Annotated in this window: 18 protein-coding genes; 9 read left to right on the top strand and 9 right to left on the bottom strand. The window is 55.3% G+C overall.

What is annotated here, in order from left to right; all coding sequences use genetic code 11:
- Positions 1-80: 80 nt before the first annotated feature.
- Positions 81-824 (bottom strand): oxygen-insensitive NADPH nitroreductase, encoded by a 744-nt coding sequence (nfsA, locus tag KI379_RS22375; protein ID WP_089549219.1) that lies wholly within the window; start codon positions 822-824, stop codon positions 81-83.
- A 249-nt stretch (positions 825-1,073) separates the two neighbouring features.
- On the opposite strand from nfsA, the gene KI379_RS22370 reads away from it, so the two are divergent.
- Positions 1,074-1,736, top strand: coding sequence for a histidine phosphatase family protein (locus tag KI379_RS22370; protein WP_244879405.1), 663 nt, complete (start codon positions 1,074-1,076; stop codon positions 1,734-1,736).
- Between the two features lie 127 nt (positions 1,737-1,863).
- Here KI379_RS22370 and KI379_RS22365 read toward each other — a convergent pair whose 3' ends face one another.
- Positions 1,864-2,904 (bottom strand): NAD(P)-dependent alcohol dehydrogenase, encoded by a 1,041-nt coding sequence (locus KI379_RS22365; protein WP_212984951.1) that lies wholly within the window; start codon positions 2,902-2,904, stop codon positions 1,864-1,866.
- Between the two features lie 325 nt (positions 2,905-3,229).
- Between KI379_RS22365 and KI379_RS22360 the strand changes: the two genes are divergently transcribed.
- Positions 3,230-3,613: a MerR family transcriptional regulator gene (locus tag KI379_RS22360; protein WP_212984950.1), complete on the top strand. Its 384-nt coding sequence runs from the start codon at positions 3,230-3,232 to the stop codon at positions 3,611-3,613.
- Between the two features lie 188 nt (positions 3,614-3,801).
- Here the strand turns inward: KI379_RS22360 and KI379_RS22355 are convergent, their stop codons facing one another.
- From KI379_RS22355 to KI379_RS22345, 3 genes are all read right to left on the bottom strand, one after another.
- Entirely contained in the window at positions 3,802-6,240 is a 2,439-nt protein-coding gene (locus KI379_RS22355) for a heavy metal translocating P-type ATPase (protein WP_212984949.1), read from the bottom strand.
- A gap of 187 nt (positions 6,241-6,427) precedes the next feature.
- The gene (locus KI379_RS22350) at positions 6,428-6,628 is read right to left on the bottom strand and encodes a copper ion binding protein (RefSeq protein ID WP_076172696.1); all 201 of its coding nucleotides are present in this window, start codon (positions 6,626-6,628) and stop codon (positions 6,428-6,430) included.
- 47 nt (positions 6,629-6,675) lie between these two features.
- Entirely contained in the window at positions 6,676-7,017 is a 342-nt protein-coding gene (locus KI379_RS22345; protein WP_116233140.1) for a metal-sensitive transcriptional regulator, read from the bottom strand.
- 218 nt (positions 7,018-7,235) lie between these two features.
- Here KI379_RS22345 and KI379_RS22340 point away from each other — a divergent pair, with 218 nt between their 5' ends.
- A complete protein-coding gene (locus tag KI379_RS22340; RefSeq protein ID WP_212984948.1) occupies positions 7,236-9,119 on the top strand; it encodes a bifunctional diguanylate cyclase/phosphohydrolase in 1,884 nt (627 codons plus the stop codon).
- A 153-nt stretch (positions 9,120-9,272) separates the two neighbouring features.
- On the opposite strand, the gene KI379_RS22335 is transcribed toward KI379_RS22340, so the two are convergent.
- Entirely contained in the window at positions 9,273-9,443 is a 171-nt protein-coding gene (locus KI379_RS22335) for a hypothetical protein (RefSeq protein ID WP_163880247.1), read from the bottom strand.
- A gap of 415 nt (positions 9,444-9,858) precedes the next feature.
- On the opposite strand from KI379_RS22335, the gene KI379_RS22330 reads away from it, so the two are divergent.
- Together KI379_RS22330 and KI379_RS22325 are read left to right on the top strand one after the other, a co-directional pair.
- Positions 9,859-11,526 carry a copper resistance CopC/CopD family protein gene (locus tag KI379_RS22330; protein ID WP_212969662.1) on the top strand — a complete coding sequence of 556 codons (1,668 nt, stop codon included), beginning with the start codon at positions 9,859-9,861 and terminating at the stop codon, positions 11,524-11,526.
- Positions 11,527-11,585: 59 nt separating this feature from the next.
- Positions 11,586-12,287, top strand: coding sequence for a YcnI family copper-binding membrane protein (locus KI379_RS22325; protein WP_089549226.1), 702 nt, complete (start codon positions 11,586-11,588; stop codon positions 12,285-12,287).
- A 159-nt stretch (positions 12,288-12,446) separates the two neighbouring features.
- Here the strand turns inward: KI379_RS22325 and KI379_RS22320 are convergent, their stop codons facing one another.
- Positions 12,447-13,463, bottom strand: a complete 1,017-nt coding sequence (locus KI379_RS22320; protein ID WP_212984947.1) for an ABC transporter substrate-binding protein — start codon at positions 13,461-13,463, stop codon at positions 12,447-12,449.
- Between the two features lie 329 nt (positions 13,464-13,792).
- Between KI379_RS22320 and KI379_RS22315 the strand changes: the two genes are divergently transcribed.
- From KI379_RS22315 to KI379_RS22305, 3 genes are all read left to right on the top strand, one after another.
- Complete coding sequence (locus KI379_RS22315; RefSeq protein WP_076172685.1) at positions 13,793-14,842, top strand: FecCD family ABC transporter permease; 1,050 nt, start codon at positions 13,793-13,795, stop codon at positions 14,840-14,842.
- Positions 14,842-15,879, top strand: a complete 1,038-nt coding sequence (locus tag KI379_RS22310; RefSeq protein WP_076172683.1) for a FecCD family ABC transporter permease — start codon at positions 14,842-14,844, stop codon at positions 15,877-15,879. Before KI379_RS22315 ends, KI379_RS22310 begins: the two co-directional genes overlap by 1 nt.
- 76 nt (positions 15,880-15,955) lie before the next feature.
- Positions 15,956-16,999 carry an NAD(P)/FAD-dependent oxidoreductase gene (locus tag KI379_RS22305; RefSeq protein ID WP_076172681.1) on the top strand — a complete coding sequence of 348 codons (1,044 nt, stop codon included), beginning with the start codon at positions 15,956-15,958 and terminating at the stop codon, positions 16,997-16,999.
- Between the two features lie 191 nt (positions 17,000-17,190).
- On the opposite strand, the gene KI379_RS22300 is transcribed toward KI379_RS22305, so the two are convergent.
- Complete coding sequence (locus tag KI379_RS22300; RefSeq protein ID WP_076172678.1) at positions 17,191-17,424, bottom strand: cold-shock protein; 234 nt, start codon at positions 17,422-17,424, stop codon at positions 17,191-17,193.
- A gap of 156 nt (positions 17,425-17,580) precedes the next feature.
- Positions 17,581-17,781 carry a cold-shock protein gene (locus tag KI379_RS22295; protein ID WP_076172675.1) on the bottom strand — a complete coding sequence of 67 codons (201 nt, stop codon included), beginning with the start codon at positions 17,779-17,781 and terminating at the stop codon, positions 17,581-17,583.
- Positions 17,782-18,339: 558 nt separating this feature from the next.
- Between KI379_RS22295 and KI379_RS22290 the strand changes: the two genes are divergently transcribed.
- On the top strand, positions 18,340-19,068 hold the full coding sequence (locus KI379_RS22290) for an amino acid ABC transporter ATP-binding protein (protein WP_076172673.1): 729 nt from the start codon (positions 18,340-18,342) through the stop codon (positions 19,066-19,068).
- The last annotated feature ends 30 nt before the right edge of the window (positions 19,069-19,098 follow it).

The raw sequence follows: 19,098 nt of genomic DNA, 5'->3' as shown, positions 1-19,098 counted from the left end.
AGACACAATAAAAAAGAGACCTGCGCTATTTTAAACGCAAGCCTCTTTTTTATCATAATCGAGTTACGGCGGCTGCCGGTTTATTTTTTCATAAAGCCTTTACCGCTCAAAAACTCCCGCATATGCAGCCGGATTGGCTCGGCCAAACGATCGGCCATAATCTGCGACCAAGGCGTATCCCGCTTGCCGCCGGTACGCTCGGACAGGTAGCGCTGCATCGTTTGATCATATGCCTGCACCGGCTCCTGAATCCGCTCCTCGTTGTAACCGTTGCGGTGCAGAACCGCCTCCACCGGCAGCCGCGGACGAATACCCGGCTCCTGATCCGGCACACCCAGGCACATGCCGAATACCGGGTAGACAAGCTCCGGCAGGTTCAGCAGCTCTGACAATTCGGCGATACGGTTACGGACGCCGCCGATATAGACGATGCCAAGCCCGAGCGATTCCGCGGCGACCGCCGCCGTCTGTGCCGCTAAGGCCGCATCGACCGTGGCCACGATAAAATTCTCCGTCGAATCCACGTACGACTCCCGGCCGGCCATGTGCCCGGCGGTGACCTGATCCAAACGGTGCAAATCCGCGCACCAGATCAGAAACACCGGGCATTCCTCGATATAGGCCTGATTGCCGGCTAATTCGGCCAGCTGCTTCTTCAGGGCCGGGTCCGTGGCCGCGATAACGCTGTAGGCCTGAACATTGCTGGAAGTGGAAGCGCACTGTGCCGCAGAAATGATCTCGTTCAGCTGCTGCTCCGTGACCGGTTCATTCTTGAACTTGCGGATGGAGCGGTGGTTTTTTATTAAGGATATAACCTCGTTCATCAGTCATACATCTCCTAACGCGAGTGGTTATTGTCTAGCCGCCTCATGACTTGTACCGCACCTGCAATCGCGTGAATACAGGCAGACATGCACCCTTTTATTATAAACCAATCCTCTTCCTTTCAAAAAATGGATGCCTTGTGGCTTCCCCTGTTCTATTTTTCATAGAAATCCATTAGAGTGTATTTAGATAAACGTCTAATTTCACTTACGCTAAATCAATTATTGTTTGTTAATCACGTTAACGATTTGAACCGCAACACTAACGGTCTATGCCAAGGAGGCCCCTTTATGAATCCGATTGCCACCAGCACCACCTTTTATCTCGTCCGGCACGGCACCAAGGTCCGCGCCATAGGCGATGTCCCGCTTTCCCCCGAGGGAGTACTGGAAGCCCGTCAGACCGCCCGGCATTTAGGCCGGCTGCCCCTGGCCGCGATTGTGTCCAGCCCGCTCCGGCGGGCGGCGGACACGGCCGGATATATCGCTGAAGCGTCCGGCCTTCCCGTGCACACCGATGTGCGCCTGAGGGAGCGCGCCAACTGGGGCGACCTTCCCGGCCAAACCTTCGAAGCGTTTGTGCGCATGTGGGAACGATGCACGAACGACCGGGATTACGTCCCTCCCGTCGGCGACTCCGCGCGGCAGGCCGGTGACCGGCTGTCATCGCTGCTGTCGGAGCAGGCTTTGCAGCTTCCGGGCAAACATCTCGCCTTGGTCACCCACGGCGGACTGATCACGGATTTTCTGCTCAATGCCTTTCCCGAGAGCGAGCTGAACCGCTGGCACCCCTCCTTTGTCTCCAGGCAGAGCGAGTTGGTGCCGGAGTGCTCGATCACGACCGTCCTGTCCGGCGGGCACGGTGGATTCGTTCTGGCCGGGTTCGCCTCCATCCAGCATCTTCAGAAGTAACCGGCAGCACAAAGCCCCGGCAGGGGGATTGTGGCACAGTCCCTGCCAGGGCTCAGATGGATCCGTCCATGAAGCGCATGGCGATCCGTTATCTGTTGAGCGAGTTCCACATCGAAACATGGCTTCATTACAGTGTAGCTATATCAATGACGAACCGGTACCTCACGTCGCTGCGAAGGACGCGTTCAAAAGCCTCGTCGACCTGGTCGGCGCGGATCACCTCAATTTTAGGAGCAATGCCGTGCTCCGCTGAGAATTCAAGCATCTCCTGCGTTTCCCGAATGCCGCCTACGAGCGATCCGGCAATGCTGCGGCGGCCCATAATTAAGGAGAACACATTGTACTGATCCGGCTTGCCCGGTGCACCGACATTCACAAGCGTACCGTCGACGCGAAGGAGTGATAGATACGCATCAACGTCAAGATTCGCGGATACGGTGTTCAGGATGAGATCGAAACGGCCTGCCAGCGTTTTGAACGTATCCGGATCGCTGGTGGAAAAGTAATCGTCTGCGCCGAAGCTCCCGGCTTCGTCTTTTTTACCCATGGAGCGGCTCAAAACCGTGACTTCCGCACCCAGGGCATGCGCATATTGGATCGCCAGGTGGCCGAGTCCGCCCATCCCCAAAATGGCTACTTTTTTGCCGGGACCCGCGTTCCAATGCTTCAATGGGGAATACGTGGTGATGCCGGCGCAGAGCAGCGGGCTTGCCTCGCTCAACTCCAGACCTTCCGGGATCCGGACTACAAATCTTTCCGTAACGACGATCTTTTGGCTGTACCCGCCATAGGTCAGATTGCCGTCATAGTCCAGCGAATTATAGGTCTGAACGACGCCCTTCGTGCAATACTGTTCTTCCCCCATAAGGCAGTATTCGCACGCTCCGCACGAGTCTACAAAGCAGCCCACGCCAACGCGGTCACCCACCGCAAATTGGGTTACTTCCGAACCTACGGCCGCTACGATGCCGGCAATTTCATGACCGGGAACCATCGGGAATATCCCCCCGCCCCACTCATCGTAGGCACTATGTATATCCGAATGGCAAATACCGCTGTAATGAATATCGATTAAAATGTCGTCCGGCCGCAGCTCTCTCCGCTCAATCGTTGTTTTTTCAAAAGGCTTTTTTGCGCCTGGGGCGCTGAGCACGCGTGTTTTACACATGTTTTCTCACTACTCCTTTACTCATGGAATTGGATTGCCTTATGGATTGCATTTTTAGCATAAATCTTAAAGTTCACTTTAAGTCAAGGGTATTTTTCCATCACATCAGAAACCACGATCCTTTGGCATAAACACTTCCTATTCCTGAGTTCTTTACGCAGATTTTACTCAGGCATCCTCTGCTTTTCATACTGTGTTCCGTTTTCCCCAACAACCTGCTGCCTTTCCCATCGGCCTTCGATCCATCCAACCGCTCATTTCAGTTACCTCTGAACATCATTTATGCTAAAGTTAACTTTAACAACAAATAAAGAGAGGTGTATCCATGAACAGTATAAAAGAGGTCACGCAGATGACTGGAATTTCGGCTTCCACGCTCCGGTACTATGAAAATGAAGGCCTGCTCCCTCATGTCAAACGCGATGAGAACGGAAAACGCCAATACGATGTTGAGGACCTGGAATGGGTCCATTTCATTACCGCACTTCGGGCAACGGGCATGCCCATCGTGCAGATACAGAGATACGTCCAGTTGTATCAAGCGGGCGATTTCACCATTTCGGAACGTAAAGGGATGATGCTCCAGCATAAAAAAGATATTGAAAATAAAATAGCCGATCTCTACCGCAATCTGGATAAAATCAATTATAAATTGGCGCTGTACGACGTGCTCGAAGCTCAAAGGAATCATGCGGACATTAAAATTTAACCGACCCGGGCCATATTGCCAGGCATCAGTCCTGATCAGGAGCCATGGGAAATGATTTACACGCAAAAAGCCCAAGGGGCCGGCGTTCATCCGGTTCCCTTGGGCGTATTTGATGTGCAGTATATGCAGTTACACTAGCGACCGGCATAACCCTTGCCACCGCCGTTTAAGTCTAATCGGCGGCAGAGTCACAGCTTCACCCGCTGCAGGCGCAGCGCGTTCAGCACGACGGACACGGAGCTGAACGCCATCGCCGCGCCGGCCAGCCATGGCGCCAGGAAGCCCGCTGCGGCGATCGGGATGCCGACCGTGTTATAGGCGAGCGCCCAGAACAGGTTCTGCTTGATGTTGCCCATCGTCCGGCGGCTCATAAGAATCGCGTCGGCGATTGCGTTCAGATCGCCCCGCATCAAGGTGACGTCGGCAGCTTCCATCGCCACGTCCGTCCCTGTGCCGATCGCCATGCCGATATCGGCCGTAGCCAGGGCCGGGGCGTCGTTAATGCCGTCCCCGACCATCGCGACCTTGCGGCCGGCCTGCTGCAGCTTCTTCACTTCCTCGGCTTTGCCTTCCGGCAGCACCTCCGCCAGCACGCGGCGGATGCCGGCCTGGGCCGCGATCGCCTGCGCCGTCCGCTCGTTGTCGCCGGTGATCATGACGACCTCGATGCCCATCTCCTGCAGGCGGGACACCGCCTCGCGCGACGTCTCCTTGATCGTATCGGCGACGGCTACGAGCCCGGCATATCGGCCGTCCACCGCCACCAGCATCGCCGTCTTCCCGGCCTCCTCCAGCCGATTCATTACCGGAATGGCGCTGTCCAGCGCTACTCCTCGTTCGGCCATCAGCTTCCGGGTGCCGATCAGCACGAAGCGGCCGTCGACCCGGGCGGAGACGCCGTAGCCCGGCAGATTGGCAAAATCCTTCGCTTCCGGCAGCGGCAGCCCTTTGCTCCGCTCCTGTGCGCCCGCCACGATGGCTTCCGCCAGCGGATGCTCGGAATGCTTCTCGACCGCGGCAGTCATCCGCAGCAGCGACTGCTCGGTCATGAGCGGCGCGGGCACCACGTCCGTCAGCTGCGGCTTGCCGCTCGTCACGGTGCCGGTTTTGTCCAGCACCACCACTTGGACGTCCTGCGCCGACTCCAGATGCTCCCCGCCCTTAAACAGGATGCCGAACTCCGCGGCCCGGCCGGAGCCGGCCATGATGGAGGTCGGCGTCGCCAGCCCGAGCGCGCACGGGCAGGCAATGACGAGCACCGCGATGGCCTTCTCCAAGGCAGGGGCAAAGTGGCCCGGGTCCACAAGGAAATACCAGGCCAGCCCGGTTACAATCGCTATGCCGACCACGATCGGTACGAAGATGCCGGAAATGACGTCGGCGATCCTCTGGATCGGTGCCTTGGAGCCCTGCGCCTCCTCCACCACCTTGATGATCTGGGCCAGCGCCGTCTCGCTGCCGACCTTCGTCGCCCGGATGCGCAGTACGCCGTTCTTGTTCAGCGTGGCGCCCACTACGTTGTCCCCGGCCCGTTTCTCGACCGGGAGGCTTTCGCCGGTCAGCATCGACTCATCCACAGAGGACGATCCTTCGAGTACCCGCCCGTCCACCGGGATCTTCTCCCCGGGACGGACGATCACGGTATCGCCGGCGGCCACGTCCGCGACCGGGATGCTGACCTCTTTCCCGTCCCTCAGAACGAGCGCCGTTTTGGCCTGCAGCCCCATCAAGCTTTTGATGGCCTCCGAGGACCGGCCTTTGGCCAGCGCCTCAAACCACTTGCCCACCAGAATCAGCGTGATCAGAATGCTGCTCGTCTCATAATACATTTCCACCGAATGGTTCATTCCCATCGCCGCGGAGGCAATCGTCAGATACAGACTGTAAAAATAAGCAGCCGATGTACCCAGAGCGACCAGCACGTCCATGTTGGCGCTCCAATTGCGCAGCGCTTTATAGGCTCCGACATAGAACTGCCCGCCGATGATGAACTGTACCGGCGTAGCCACAATCAGCTGGAACCAAGGGTTCATGAACAGCGAGGGCACAGGGATCCATGCCGTAAAGGAAAAGTGGCCAACCATCGCCCATAGAAGCGGCAGGGAGAGAATGGCCGACATCATCCACTTCCACCGCTTGTGCTGGATCTCCTGACGGCGGAGCTCGGCGGTATCCTTGGCTTCCTGCTTCGGAATCGCCTTGTACCCGAGCTGCTCCACCTTATGCATCATGTCCTGCACGGTCACGGTCCCCGGCATGTATTCCACACGGGCCGTTTCCAGCGCCAGATTGACATTCGCCTCCGTCACGCCGGACAGCCGGCCGAGCCCCTTCTCGATCCGGGTCGCGCAGGCTGCACAGGTCATTCCCGTAATGTCAAAGTCCATCGTTTCCTTCATCGTACCGTAACCGAGCGATACGATTTTGTCTTCCAGCTGCTTCAGATTGGTCTGCTTCGGATCATAGGTGACGGAGGCCTTCTCCAATGCCAGGTTCACGTTCGCCCGGCTGACGCCCTCCATCCGGCCTAACCCCTTCTCGATCCGGGCTGCGCAGGCCGCACAGGTCATTCCCGTAATGGGCAGGGTCGTATGCTTCTCCGATTGATCCGGCGTATGCTGTTTCATAGCCGCGTCCTCTCCTTTCCCCCAAGTCTATGGCATACCCCAGCGGGGTATAAACTAGAGTCAAAAAAGGCAGCGCCCGCAAATCACGTAAATTCGCATCGCTGCCTGGTATAAAGCGGAGGACATCCTCGCCTCCGCCATCTTCTGAAACTCGTATTCGAGGCGTAACATCCGCCTGATCTAATGTTTAGACAACATCGTAGCCTTGATCCTCAATCGCTGCCTTAATGGTGTCCAGGCTTACTTTGTTCTCGTCGTAGTCCACAGTCACCGTATTGGACGGCAAGTCAACCTTGCCTGCGGCGCCGGCATTCTTCACCGCACCTTCTACCGCATTGACGCAGTGGTTGCACGACATGCCTTGAACGTTAAGCGTAACTTGTTTCATCATATATTCCTCCTTAAGTTGGATAATCCCTGCTTCTCATGCAGGTATTATTTCATTAATTTCTTCACCGTAACCAGCAGTTCGTCAATCACTTCATGGTCCCCGGCTTCGATCCGCTCGACCACGCAGCTCTTCATATGACCCTCCAGGAGCAGCTTGCCTACGCCGTTCAGGGCCGATTGGATCGCCGCGATCTGGTTCAGCACATCATCGCAATAGGTATCCTTCTCGATCAGGCCTTTCACGCCGCGGATCTGTCCTTCAATCCGGTTCAAACGGGTAATCAAATTGTTCTTGGTTTGTTCCGAATGATGGCTGTGCCGCTCGCTGCATCCCCCTTCGCAGGAGCTGTCAGGACCGGCAGCGGAGAGCAGGGCATCGCCCGTCATTCCTTCGACCTTCATTTCGACCTTCGCCATAAGGACACCTCCTATGCCGTTTTGATACTATCATTATACGATACCCCCCAATAGTATGCAAGATCAGAACCGTCAGATGATGATTCGTTTTCCATTCCGCCTTGAAAATTAAAGGAATTAAGATTTAACAAGGCGAAATAAACATCTGATTCGAATATCCATTTTTTTGCTGCAGGGAGATAAATCTTATGTTCAAAAAACGTCTTATTACGCAGCAGCAAATTCCCGGGTTGGTCGGCACGACGGTGTTCTGCCTGCTTGGCACCCTTCTGTTCCTGCTCCATATGCGCAGCCTGTCCCTCGAATATACTTCAGCGGACTGGCTTCTTCTCGGCTCCATGCTTGCCGCGTCGCTGGTCCTGTATATGTATACCTTCCAGGTTCCCCCGGACGGGAGCAAGCAGTCGATGGACTCGGTCGTATATCTGGCGTGCATCTTTACTTATGGGAGCGCGGCTTCTCTGGTCATGCTGCTGGTCAGCGCGGTCATCTTCGCCTTCATCGAACGGAAATTGGCATGGTGGAAGCACCTTCTCAACTTCTCCATCTATTCCATCATGATTTCCGGTGCAGGCGGCATGTTTCATCTGATGGGCGGCCGTCTGGGCTACCTTCAGAACGTTCATTTACCGGCATACGTCGGCGCCCTCGTTGCTTATTTTATACTGAACTTGATATGTATCAGCTTGTACTACTGCTTGATGTACCGCAACCGGGACAACCTGTACGCCCTGCTGAAGGGGTTGCTGCGGGAATCCATGCTTGTCTACTTATGCATCCTGATCCTCTCTCTCGTGCTCACGATCATGGTCGTTCATAACGGCGTGACGGGACTAGGGCTGTTTCTCGGCATCAGCCTACTGCTGTCCCACCTGTTCCGGATGCAGTTCGGCATGTATCAGCAGGTGCAGGAGCGCGCCAATACGGATCAGCGGACAGGATTGTACAATCACACCTACTTCGAGCAAATTCTCGACGTGCAGCTGCAGCAGGCGAGAAATACCGGCAAGCCGCTGTCCCTGGCCATGGTCGATATCGACGATTTCAAAAAGTACAACGACCACTTTGGTCATCTGAAGGGCGACCGGCTGCTGGGTCTCATGGGTCAAATTTTAAAAGAAGAATCGGAAACGGCCGGCATTTCCGCCTCCCGGTACGGCGGTGAGGAGTTTTCCCTGCTGATGCCCGGTTACGATACGCAGCAAGCCCTTGAGTTTATCAACCGTCTGCGCAAACGGATCAACGATACCCCTTACGAAGGCGTAGAAATTTTTCCGCATGGATGCTTGTCCTTCTCAGCCGGCATTTCCGGATACAAGCCCGACATTCACGACAAATCGCTATTGGTGGATCAGGCGGACCAGGCCCTCTACGGTGCCAAAAAACAGGGTAAAAACACCGTACAAATCTTCGGGGAATCCCAGCCTGTTCAGGATGAGCAGGACATCGCCCAGGACGTCAAAAACATCGAGCAGCTGCTCAGCCTGTTTCTGTACAAGGATATCGATACGTTCAAGCATTCCAAGCGGGTGTTTCGCTACGCCATGGATATGAGCAAAGTACTCGGGCTGGACCCGGTCAGCCGGAAGCAGTTCGTGCTCGGGGCACTCATCCACGATATCGGCAAGCTCGAAATACCGCGCGACATTATCCGGAAGCAGGGCAAGCTGAGCCCTTCGGAATGGGAAACGGTGAAAAAGCATGTCGTTTGGGGCAAGGAAATCGCGCTCATTCAGGAGCAGTTCAAAGCGCTGGTGCCCTATATCGAGCTGCATCATGAACGGTACGACGGCAAGGGATATCCGCACGGGTATCAGAGGGAGGAAATCCCCCTGCTGTGCCGGATGCTCACCGTGATCGATTCCTTTGACGCCATGACCTCGGAGCGCCCATACCAGAACACCAAATCGGTCGAAGATGCAATCCGCGAGCTGCGCGCCTGTGCCGGAACCCAGTTTGACCCGGACCTGACCGAGCTGTTCATCCGGTATATCGAAGCCAGACAGAAGGGCAAAGCCCTCCCTGCTGCGGATGTGAACCTTCTCTATGCGGGTTCGCCTACAACGTCTTGATTTCACACGTATTCTATTTATATGAACGAAAAACCCGGCGCATGTCTACGAGCATGATCCGGGTTTCTTCAACTTGATTAAATTGCTTTCTTAATCTAAAAAGATACCCTTGCGGGTACCCTTTTTCTCTCCGTCCGGATAAGCACAGCCGGCTTACCCGCGCTCCGTGTTTAACTCGTATGATGTTTGGTGTAATTCCTTAATCATGTGCTGCAGGAACATGTTCTGTTGACGGCTGATTCCGTACTGGTTATCTTTGATGATCAATTGTTGAATCCGTTTCTTCAGCAGCTCACTCCGACGTTCCAATACAGCCAAACTCATGAATAACATCACTCCTGATTTCGATTTTTTCGTTCATTGGGAACTCCCTTTTTATTATATCGAGACCTGAAACTTATTGAAAATGTGCTGAAAATGGCTGATCCCGGCCCTCGCGGGCTGAACCGCGATGACCGGGGCTCAGAGCCCCCAGCCGGAGAAATCCTGCCGTATCCTCCGGTATCCGGCAAGTCAGCCGCCAAACATCCCATTTTATGGAAAAATTTAGCTTCCGAAAAAGAAGAATCGCCTAGATCCATCCAGCTTCATGGCGAAAGTTCACGAAATCGATGAATCCTGTGGTCCGCTATAGCCCATTAGGGTCATTTTCATCTCGGAACGATGGCTATACAATTACCAATGTGCCGGCCGCAAGCGGCGGTAACGGCACCGAATTCAAAGTAGGTGAATCCTTGATATGTTCAAACGTAATATGAAACCGCTATGGGTGTGGATGCTGGTGATCTTCATCGGAGTGCTCATTCATCCTGCCTCCAGTTCGGCCCATGCCTATCTGACAAAGTCCAGCCCGTCCGATAATGAGGTGATGACGCAGGCACCAGCCAAAGTGACGCTTCAGTTCAACGAGGCGCTGCAGCCGGCCTTTCACTCCATCATCGTGATGGATTCGTCCGGAACAGAGGTTAACCAGGGCAGCAGCAGAGTTCCGGCTGGACAGCCGGCCGTCCTGGAAGTGGACCTGAAGACCGGTCTTCCCGACGGCATTTATACAGTTCAGTGGAAAGCCGTTTCCGGCGACGGCCATCCGGTGAACGGAACGTTTCCGTTCCAAATCGGCACAGGCAGTCAGAATACGGCCAGCCACATTGTGTACGCGGGTTATACGCCGGGCGCCGATCTGATCCTGATCCGCTGGGTCTTTTATGTAAGCTTGGCTTTTCTGCTTGGCGTTTTATGCTTTTATCTATATTTGCTGCCTGCGGGCGGAGGATCCCGGCATCCGGTGTTATCACCACGAAGCCGTAAGCTTCTGGGCATATCCTATGCCGCTCTGATCCTCGGTGTGCTCCTGAGCCTGCCGATGCAAACGGCGATCGAAGCCGGAGTCGGCTGGAGCGAGGTGTGGAACGCAGAGCTCCTCGGCAAAATGCTGCGCATTACGAGCTTCGGCCATATTTGGCTGGTGCAGGTGATCCTTGTACTGTTCCTGGGCGCACTGCTCTATGCCGCAACCCAGAGCACCGAGCAAAAAGGGCTCCGTGCGTTGTATGTGGGCACGCTGCTCACCGGCGTGGGGCTGCTGCTGTCCAAGGCATTCATTGGGCACGCCGCTTCGGCCGAGTCGATATGGATGCCGGTATTTATGGATTTCCTTCATCTCGTGTCGGTTTCCATCTGGCTCGGCTGCCTGCTCGCCCTCGGCTTGATTCTGCCTAGGGAGGCATCGCTGCCAGACGAACCGGATCTTCGTAAAAAGAGTTACTTCGCGGTCATCGAGCGCTTCTCTCTATGGGGCACCACCTTGGTGGCGGCTGTGCTGATCAGCGGCGTGTACGCCTCGCTGACGTATGTACCGACCTGGTATTCGCTCCTTCACACCGCCTACGGACGCATCCTGCTGCTGAAATGCGTGCTGCTGCTGGTGATGCTCGGCTTCGCCGCCGTGCACCTCATCCGCGGGCAGCGCCGCAGCAAGCCGCTTGGCGCCGGCGTATGGATCGAATTCGCGGCCGGCATTGCGGCCCTGGTGCTCGCCGCCGCCCTCTCGAACCTGCCCCCGGCATCTTCCAATCCAGGGCCGGTGAGTGTGCAGCAGACGCTGGATAACCGCACCGTCGTCACGCTGCAGATCAGCCCGAATATCGCGGGCGAGAATACCTTCGAGGTAGGCGTGAAGGATGCCAGCGGCAAGCCGGTGCAGGGCATTCAGCAGATCAAGCTGACGCTGACCTCGCTGGACATGGATATGGGCAAATACGAAATCGAGATTCCCGGCGCCGACAAGACGTATAAAGCCCAGGACCTGATCAGCATGGCAGGCCGCTGGAACGTCCATGTCCACATTTTGACCGAGTCCCTCGACGCCTGGGATACCGATTTCCAGATTACCGTCGGAAGCAGTTGAAGCATGCGGGGCAAGTGATATCGGCCTCATCACAAATACAATATAAAGGGGTATTGAGCATGAAAACATTGTTGAGCAAACGCATCCCGTTCTTGATCACGGCAGCCGCCGGCCTGCTTCTGTTTTCCGGCATCGCCAGCGCCCATGTGACGGTCAAGCCGGCCACATCGGCTCCGGGAGCCTGGGAAACGTACACGATCAAGATTCCGTCTGAGAAAGAAGTGGCCACTACCAAGGTAACGTTAAAAGTGCCGGAGAACGTGGACCTTAAACAGTACCAGCCGGTGCCGGAGTGGAAAGTCACGACCGAAAAGGATGCCTCGGGTAAAATCAAAACCATTACGTGGAGCGCTACCGGGGCCGGCATCAATGCCGGTGAATTCCAGCAGTTCAACTTCGTTGCGCAGAACCCGGACCAGGATGCCGATGTCGCCTGGGACGCCTACCAATATTACAAAGACGGCAGTATCGTGGAATGGACGGGTGACGAAGGCGCGGATTCGCCTCACTCCATCACCAAAATCACCGTCGCGGAATCCACGGAGCCGGCCGATCACGGCCATGACGACACGGCCTCCACGGATAACGGAGCCGGGGCCGACACGTCCGCTCAGGACCAGGCTGCCGTACCGACTCAAACCCCGGCCACGGCGGATTCCGGAAGCAGCGGCGTTCAGACCGCGACGCTGGTCGCCTCGATTGCCGCCCTGCTGCTGTCCATCGTGTCCTTGATCACTTCGTTTACGAAAAGACGGCAATAAACGACCGGTAAAAACGGCTGCTCAGAGAAACTGTCCATGACAGCTCGACAAAGCGATGTTAAAGACAAAAAGAAGCTGCCCCGCATCAAAGCGGAGCAGCTTCTTTTTCGTTACCGGCAGTATCAATCGTTGCCGCCTGGACACTCTATATGCTAATTCCTATTTCTTACCACTGTGTTCGAGGATCATATCCACGAACAAATCGATTTGGCCCATAATAGCAATCGGATCATAGCGGTAGAACGTGTCAAAGTCGTTATAGTAAATGCGGTCGTTCTTCGCGGCCGCCAGGCTGTTCCATACCGGGGAAGCCTTCAGTTCCTTCAGCTTGTCGCCTTTCTTCTCCGGATCGTAGGTCGTCAGGAACATGTAATCCGCCGCATACTCCGGCAGGAGTTCCATGGACAGCTGCAGCGTCTGGTTTTCCTTGCTGTTCTTCGCGGGGCGTTTCAGCTGGAGCGCATTGTACAGCACCTGGCCGCCGCGGCCGGCATTGTCGCCGAACGTCCACAGCTCGCCCTTGTCCGTCAACTCGTAGATACCGAAGGTGTCGTTCTCGTCGACGACGCCTTTGAGCTTCTCACGGGCAGCCGCTGCTTTTTCGTCGAACGCTTTGATGAATTCCTCCGCCTTTTCCTTTTCGCCGGCAATGTCGCCGAACAGGCGCACCGTATCGTCAACGTTAGTTGCTGTGCCGTAAGGAATGTAGATGGTCGGTGCGATTTTGGACAGTGCCTCATAATTGTCGTCATACATGACGACGATCAGGTCGGGTTTGAGCGAGAGCGCCTTCTCGGTATTGATTGGATAGCCTACATCCTCTACTCCGTTCAGCTTATCCTTCAGGAACGGGTTTTGGAAAATGCTCGGTTCCGCGCCCACTACAGGGGCGCCGACGGACAGCAGCTCGCCGCCATAATAATCGGTTACGATGCGCTGCGGCTTTACGGGAATCTCCACGTCGCCTTTTTCTGTCTTGTACGTACGCGCTCCTCCGTCCGACGCCGTTTCCTTTGAATCCGGTGCGGCTGTCTCCTTGCCTGAAGTTTCGGCTGCCGTCCCGCCGGATGCCGCTGACCCGCTGCCGCCGCTATTGCCGCCGCAGGCCGTCACCAGCATGGATAGCATGACCACCAGAATCATGACCGTAAACAATGATTTGGACCTTGTAAACATAATAACCCCCCATAGGTATGTAATTCATCAGTAATGATAATCATTATCAATTGAAAACTTAACAGCTCGCCGTTCCCTTGTCAATCTTTATTTTCTTGCCGGGAATTCGGCACCGTCCACAGATTTATCCGATACCTGTAGGGTTCACCCAGGCACTTCCTTATTGAGAATGGCCTTATTCCAGTGCATTGCAGAACCAACGCTCAATTGTGCCAGATTTATGCCGATTTCATATTTCTCATTGCCAAGAGGCCTGCTGTTCATATAAAATGAGTAATTGAGAATGAAGTGAGAATGAGAATCAATTTCATGGAAATAGGTGACAATATATGAATCAGCAGGCAGCAGCGAATATGACCCCGGACTCCAAGGAACGCCTCCGTTCCCGTCCGAAGACCGCCAGCCTGATCCTTATCGGCGGCCTTGCCGCGCTCGTTCTGAGCATGGGATTATCGATCTCCTTCGGAGCGGCCAATATCCGGCTGTCTGAAGTATGGTCGGCCGTGTTCAATTTCCATGCGGATGTGGTCAATCACCAAATTATTCGGGATTTGCGCCTGCCGCGGGTCCTTGCCAGCGCGATGATTGGCGCAAGCTTTGCGGTAGCCGGAGCCCTGATGCAAGGGATGACCCGCAATCCGCTCGCTGACTCGGGACTCCTTGGCATTAATGCGGGTGCAGGCTTCGCCCTTGCGCTATGCTTTGCCTTCTTCCCCGGTCTGTCCTTTATGTACCTGATCCTGTACGCCTTTCTCGGCGCGGGGGTTGGTGCCGGGCTCGTCTACGGCGTCGGATCGCTCGCTCCGGGAGGGCTTACCCCGGTACGCCTCGTTCTGGCCGGTGCAGCGCTCAGCTTGCTGCTGACCGCGCTCAGCGAAGGCGTGGCGCTGTACTTTCACATCGGCCAGGATCTGGCCTTCTGGTATGCCGGCGGCGTAGCCGGCACGAAGTGGGTACAGCTCAAGATCATGTTCCCATGGATCGCCGGCGCCCTGATCGGCTCGCTGCTCATTTCGCGGTCGATCACGATGCTGAGTCTCGGCGATGAAGTCGCCAAGGGGCTCGGACAGCGCACCGCCCTAATCAAGCTGGCCGCCGTGCTCATCGTGCTCGTCCTGGCGGGTTCCTCGGTAGCCGTGGTCGGATCGGTGGGCTTCATCGGGCTCATTATCCCGCATGTCACCCGTTATCTCGTCGGCGTCGATTACCGCTGGATCGTCCCTTGCTCGGCGGTGCTGGGCAGCCTGCTGGCGGTCCTCGCCGACTTGGCGGCAAGAATGATCAATCCGCCGCATGAAACCCCGATCGGGGCGATCATCTCGCTGATCGGCGTTCCGTTCTTCCTCTATCTTGCACGAAGAGAGGTAGGGGATCTGTAATGTCCGAACGACAAGCGGTTTCTACTTACGAACAGCGGAGAAAGCTTCGCGGCATGACCGTCATGCTGATTCTCGCGCTGCTCATTGTTGCGGTCTTTATTATCAGCATGAACACCGGCTACATACGGTTAAGCCCGCTCGACCTGATTCGGACGCTGTTCGGGCAAGGATCGGATCAGGAGAACCTGATTCTCTTCGAATTCCGGCTCCCGCGGATCGTCATTTCGGTGCTGATCGGCGCGGGACTGGCGGTGTCCGGAGCGGTCATGCAGGGGATATTCCGCAATCCGCTGGCCGACCCCGGCATCCTCGGCATCAACTCGGGGGCGGGGCTGATGGTCATGCTGCTCGTCTCGTTCTATCCGACGACGCAGGCGATGCCGGTATTCCTGCTCCCTCTCTTAGCCTTTGTGGGCGCAGGATTGACGGCGGCACTGATTTACTCCCTGTCCTACACACGGAACAAGGGAATCCGCCCGATCCGGCTGATGCTGACAGGCATCGCCGTCGCCGCCGGCATTCAGGCGGCCATGATCGTGCTGACGCTCCGGCTGAAGCCGGAGCAGTATCAATTCGTCGCGACATGGCTCGCGGGGAGCATCTGGGGAACGAACTGGAAGTTTGTCCTCTCCCTTCTCCCCTGGATCGTCGTCCTGGTGCCGTACATTATTTATCGGGCACGGGTGATGAACGTGCTGCAGATGGGAGAGCAGATGGCGACCAGCCTTGGCGAAAATGTACGCAAAGAGCAGTTCCGCCTGCTCGCCGCTGCCGTCGCCCTTGCTGCGGCAAGTGTAGCCGTCAGCGGCGGCATCGCCTTCGTCGGGCTCGTCGGTCCGCATTTGGCCAGACGCCTCGTCGGTCCGAAGCATCAGATGCTGCTTCCGGTCTCGGCGCTCATCGGGGCGCTGCTCGTTATCGCGGCCGACACGATCGGCCGCTGGATTCTGCAGCCTTCCGGCGTACCGACAGGAATTGTAGTCGCCGTCATCGGCGCACCTTATTTTCTGTATCTGCTCGCCAGAGCGAAAAGTTAAACGCCAGTGCTTGATATAGATCTTATTTTCCGACTTTTGGATCGGATCATACCTGAATGGACTTGGAGGGAAAACCATGAGTGAATCATTGGAGCTGTACGACGTAACCATCATCGGGGGTGGCCCTGCCGGCATGTATGCGGCTTTTTACAGCGGGATGCGCGACCTGAAGACCAAGCTGATCGAAGCGAAGGACGAATTGGGCGGGCGGATGCTGATTTATCCGGAGAAGATGATCTGGGACGTCGGCGGTACGGGACCGATCCTATGCCGCAACCTGATCGAGCAGTTGAAGCAGCAGGCGCTGACTTTTGATCCGACCGTCGTACTGGGCCAGCAGATCGTCGGCCAGGAACGCCTGGAAGACGGCACTATTCTGCTTACTTCCTCAACCGGAGAAAAGCACTGGACCCGCACGGTCATCATGGCGATCGGTTACGGCATCCTGGAGATGGCGAAGCTCGACATCGAAGGTGCCGACAGGTTCGAAGTGAGCAACCTTCACTATACGGTGCAGGAGCTCGAGCCCTTCCGCGGCAAGCGCGTGCTCATCTCCGGCGGCGGCGATTCCGCCGTGGACTGGGCCAATGAGCTCGAGCCGATCGCAGCCAGCGTCTGTGTGGTACATCGACGCGAGCAGTTTGGCGGCCACGAGCGCAACGTGGTTCGCATGAAGCAGTCTTCCGTCCAGATCCATGTTCCCTATACCGTCCGCCAGCTGCACAGCAGCGACGGGTGCGCGATCAACCAGGTTTCGATCTGCCATGAAGAGAGCGGCGATACCCTTCGCGTGGACGTTGATGCGGTCATCGTCAACCACGGCATGCGGTATAACTTTGGGGCGATCCGCGACTGGGGCATCGATATGGGCGAATGGACGGCGAACGTCAGCGACAAGCTGGAAACGAATGTGCCGGGAATTTTTGCCGCAGGAGACTTTGTGGACTACAGCAGCAAAGTGAGACTGATCGCAGGCACATTCACCGATGCTGTGCTTGCCACGAACAGCGCCAAGCTCTACATGGATCCCGAAGCGCCCAAGGTTGCTTATGTTTCTTCGCACAATGAGCGGTTCAAAGAGAAAAACAGGGCCCTTGGCGTCATCGACGAAGACCACTAACACCGGGTACCGGCCAGGAAAGACTGTCTTGGGTTCAGGACATGAACCATTAACAAGATAAATTAACCGAACCAGAACCTTCAATGGGGATAACTTCGACCCGCATCCCATAGAAAAAAGGCCTGCATGATCGTGCAGACCTTTTTGCCGTTTATATCGGATTATTCTATGATTTCACACGGGTTCATTGCTTAGGAGTCGATCTTGACGCCCTTCTTGGCCGATTTCTGATCGGCACTCGAATTGTTCAGAACAGGAAGCATTTTCGTATCCCGCACCATCGGGGAATTACACAACCTGCAGGTCGGCTCATGCTCAAAGGCGAAATTATCGCGCATCCACCCTTTGCACCCTTCCTTCGTACAGGACCAGATCGCTGTATTTTCCTCAGGTATTTCCTCCATCGACTTTTTGCGGTAGTTCATGCTCAGTCCCCCTTTTATGAAGTATAAAACCAAACTGTATAAACGGACGCCCTGCAGCAGTCAACCTCCGCCAAGAACGGATCTTGGACAAGCCTGCTTGGTCTATATGAAAAAACTGCCCTTAACGAATCTGTTAAGGGCAGCCGCTTGTTGATGTTACAGTTTCACTACGTTCTCAGCTTGTGGTCCACGGTTGCCTTCAACCACGTTGAATTGGACGCGTTGTCCTTCGTCCAACGTTTTGAAACCATCACCAGTGATTGCACTGTAGTGTACGAAAACATCGTTTCCGCCTTCAACTTCGATGAATCCGAAGCCTTTATCGGCATTAAACCATTTAACTGTACCTGTTTGCATGGGGCTGTACCTCCAAAATTGAAATTTAATATGATCCTTCTTTTAAATAAAGCTAAAAAAAATTCACACATTGAAAAAAGTTCCATCGTAAACATGATACCCTTTTCAATATGTGAATTGGTTTCAAATTTTAGAACTGAATACAGTGTACCACGGAAATCACCAAAATGCAAGGATTTGGGAAATGTTGATATGCCATGCCAAGATATGACTTCGAGCTGACGGCATTTGGGCAGGTTAATCATTTTATCGGGCCTACAGCAATATAGTGTTACGAGCACGTCGGGCCGACATGCTCCTTAGAGAGGTTGTTCAAAAAGTCCGCTTTTGATCACGAAGTAAATCGGGAAGCTGATTCGGCATCGAATCTTGAATTCAGCCGGGCCTAAGTGGATGCTTGCGTAGTATGTTTCCTTCGGAAACATTTCCGGTGCTTACGTACCCACTACGTACGCTCTGCTCCTCAGTCCCTTGCTTCATTCAATCTTCTCGGTGCTGAAAACTGAACTTTTTGAACACGCACGCACTTAAAGGTTACATAGGAAGGGAGGTATATTTCTGATCGAATTCAAGAACGTCAGTAAATTTTACGGCAGCTTTCATGTCCTCCAGAATATCGACCTTCGGATCGAAGAGGGCGAAGTGGTCGTGATCATCGGGCCGTCCGGTTCCGGCAAGAGCACCCTGCTCCGCTGCATCAATCGGCTGGAAAAAATCTCGTCGGGCGAGCTCTACGTAAACGGAACGGCGCTGCATGACAAAAAGATCGACATTAACCGGTTCCGCCGCGAGATCGGCATCGTCTTTCAGCATTTTAATCTGTATCCCCATAAAACGGTGATCGACAACATTGTGCTTGCTCCGGTCAAGGTGCTTGGCCTCTCCAAAGAAGAAGCGGCCGAGCGTGCGACCTCTTATCTGTCCCGCGTCGGCATTGCGGATAAGGCATCCAGCTACCCTTCCCAGCTCTCGGGGGGACAGCAGCAGCGGGTCGCAATCGCCCGGGGCCTGGCCATGCATCCGAAGATCATGCTGTTCGACGAGCCCACATCGGCTCTCGATCCCGAAATGATCGGCGAAGTGCTAGACGTGATGCGCTCTCTCGCCTACGACGGGATGACGATGGTCATCGTTACGCATGAGATGGGATTCGCCCGCGAGGTTGCCGACCGTGTCGTTTTTATGGACAACGGTCAGATCATCGAGGAAGGCCCGGCGGCAAGCTTCTTTGACCATCCGCGGGAAGAGCGCGCGCGGACGTTTCTCAGCCGGCTGATTCATCATTAAATTCAGCGGAAAGCATATGGAAAGGGGTTA

Source organism: Paenibacillus cineris (assembly GCF_018333335.1).
GTDB lineage: Bacteria > Bacillota > Bacilli > Paenibacillales > Paenibacillaceae > Paenibacillus_AQ > Paenibacillus_AQ favisporus.
This window is presented reverse-complemented; position numbering and strand designations above follow the sequence as displayed.

What these genes read in the sequence shown, in the direction of transcription:
- nfsA (WP_089549219.1), bottom strand. Translation starts at nt 824, where the DNA reads ATGAACGAGGTTATATCCTTAATAAAAAACCACCGCTCCATCCGCAAG.
- KI379_RS22365 (WP_212984951.1), bottom strand. Translation starts at nt 2,904, where the DNA reads ATGTGTAAAACACGCGTGCTCAGCGCCCCAGGCGCAAAAAAGCCTTTT.
- KI379_RS22360 (WP_212984950.1), top strand. Translation starts at nt 3,230, where the DNA reads ATGAACAGTATAAAAGAGGTCACGCAGATGACTGGAATTTCGGCTTCC.
- KI379_RS22355 (WP_212984949.1), bottom strand. Translation starts at nt 6,240, where the DNA reads ATGAAACAGCATACGCCGGATCAATCGGAGAAGCATACGACCCTGCCC.
- KI379_RS22350 (WP_076172696.1), bottom strand. Translation starts at nt 6,628, where the DNA reads ATGAAACAAGTTACGCTTAACGTTCAAGGCATGTCGTGCAACCACTGC.
- KI379_RS22345 (WP_116233140.1), bottom strand. Translation starts at nt 7,017, where the DNA reads ATGACGGGCGATGCCCTGCTCTCCGCTGCCGGTCCTGACAGCTCCTGC.
- KI379_RS22340 (WP_212984948.1), top strand. Translation starts at nt 7,236, where the DNA reads ATGTTCAAAAAACGTCTTATTACGCAGCAGCAAATTCCCGGGTTGGTC.
- KI379_RS22335 (WP_163880247.1), bottom strand. Translation starts at nt 9,443, where the DNA reads ATGAGTTTGGCTGTATTGGAACGTCGGAGTGAGCTGCTGAAGAAACGG.
- KI379_RS22330 (WP_212969662.1), top strand. Translation starts at nt 9,859, where the DNA reads ATGTTCAAACGTAATATGAAACCGCTATGGGTGTGGATGCTGGTGATC.
- KI379_RS22325 (WP_089549226.1), top strand. Translation starts at nt 11,586, where the DNA reads ATGAAAACATTGTTGAGCAAACGCATCCCGTTCTTGATCACGGCAGCC.
- KI379_RS22320 (WP_212984947.1), bottom strand. Translation starts at nt 13,463, where the DNA reads ATGTTTACAAGGTCCAAATCATTGTTTACGGTCATGATTCTGGTGGTC.
- KI379_RS22315 (WP_076172685.1), top strand. Translation starts at nt 13,793, where the DNA reads ATGAATCAGCAGGCAGCAGCGAATATGACCCCGGACTCCAAGGAACGC.
- KI379_RS22310 (WP_076172683.1), top strand. Translation starts at nt 14,842, where the DNA reads ATGTCCGAACGACAAGCGGTTTCTACTTACGAACAGCGGAGAAAGCTT.
- KI379_RS22305 (WP_076172681.1), top strand. Translation starts at nt 15,956, where the DNA reads ATGAGTGAATCATTGGAGCTGTACGACGTAACCATCATCGGGGGTGGC.
- KI379_RS22300 (WP_076172678.1), bottom strand. Translation starts at nt 17,424, where the DNA reads ATGAACTACCGCAAAAAGTCGATGGAGGAAATACCTGAGGAAAATACA.
- KI379_RS22295 (WP_076172675.1), bottom strand. Translation starts at nt 17,781, where the DNA reads ATGCAAACAGGTACAGTTAAATGGTTTAATGCCGATAAAGGCTTCGGA.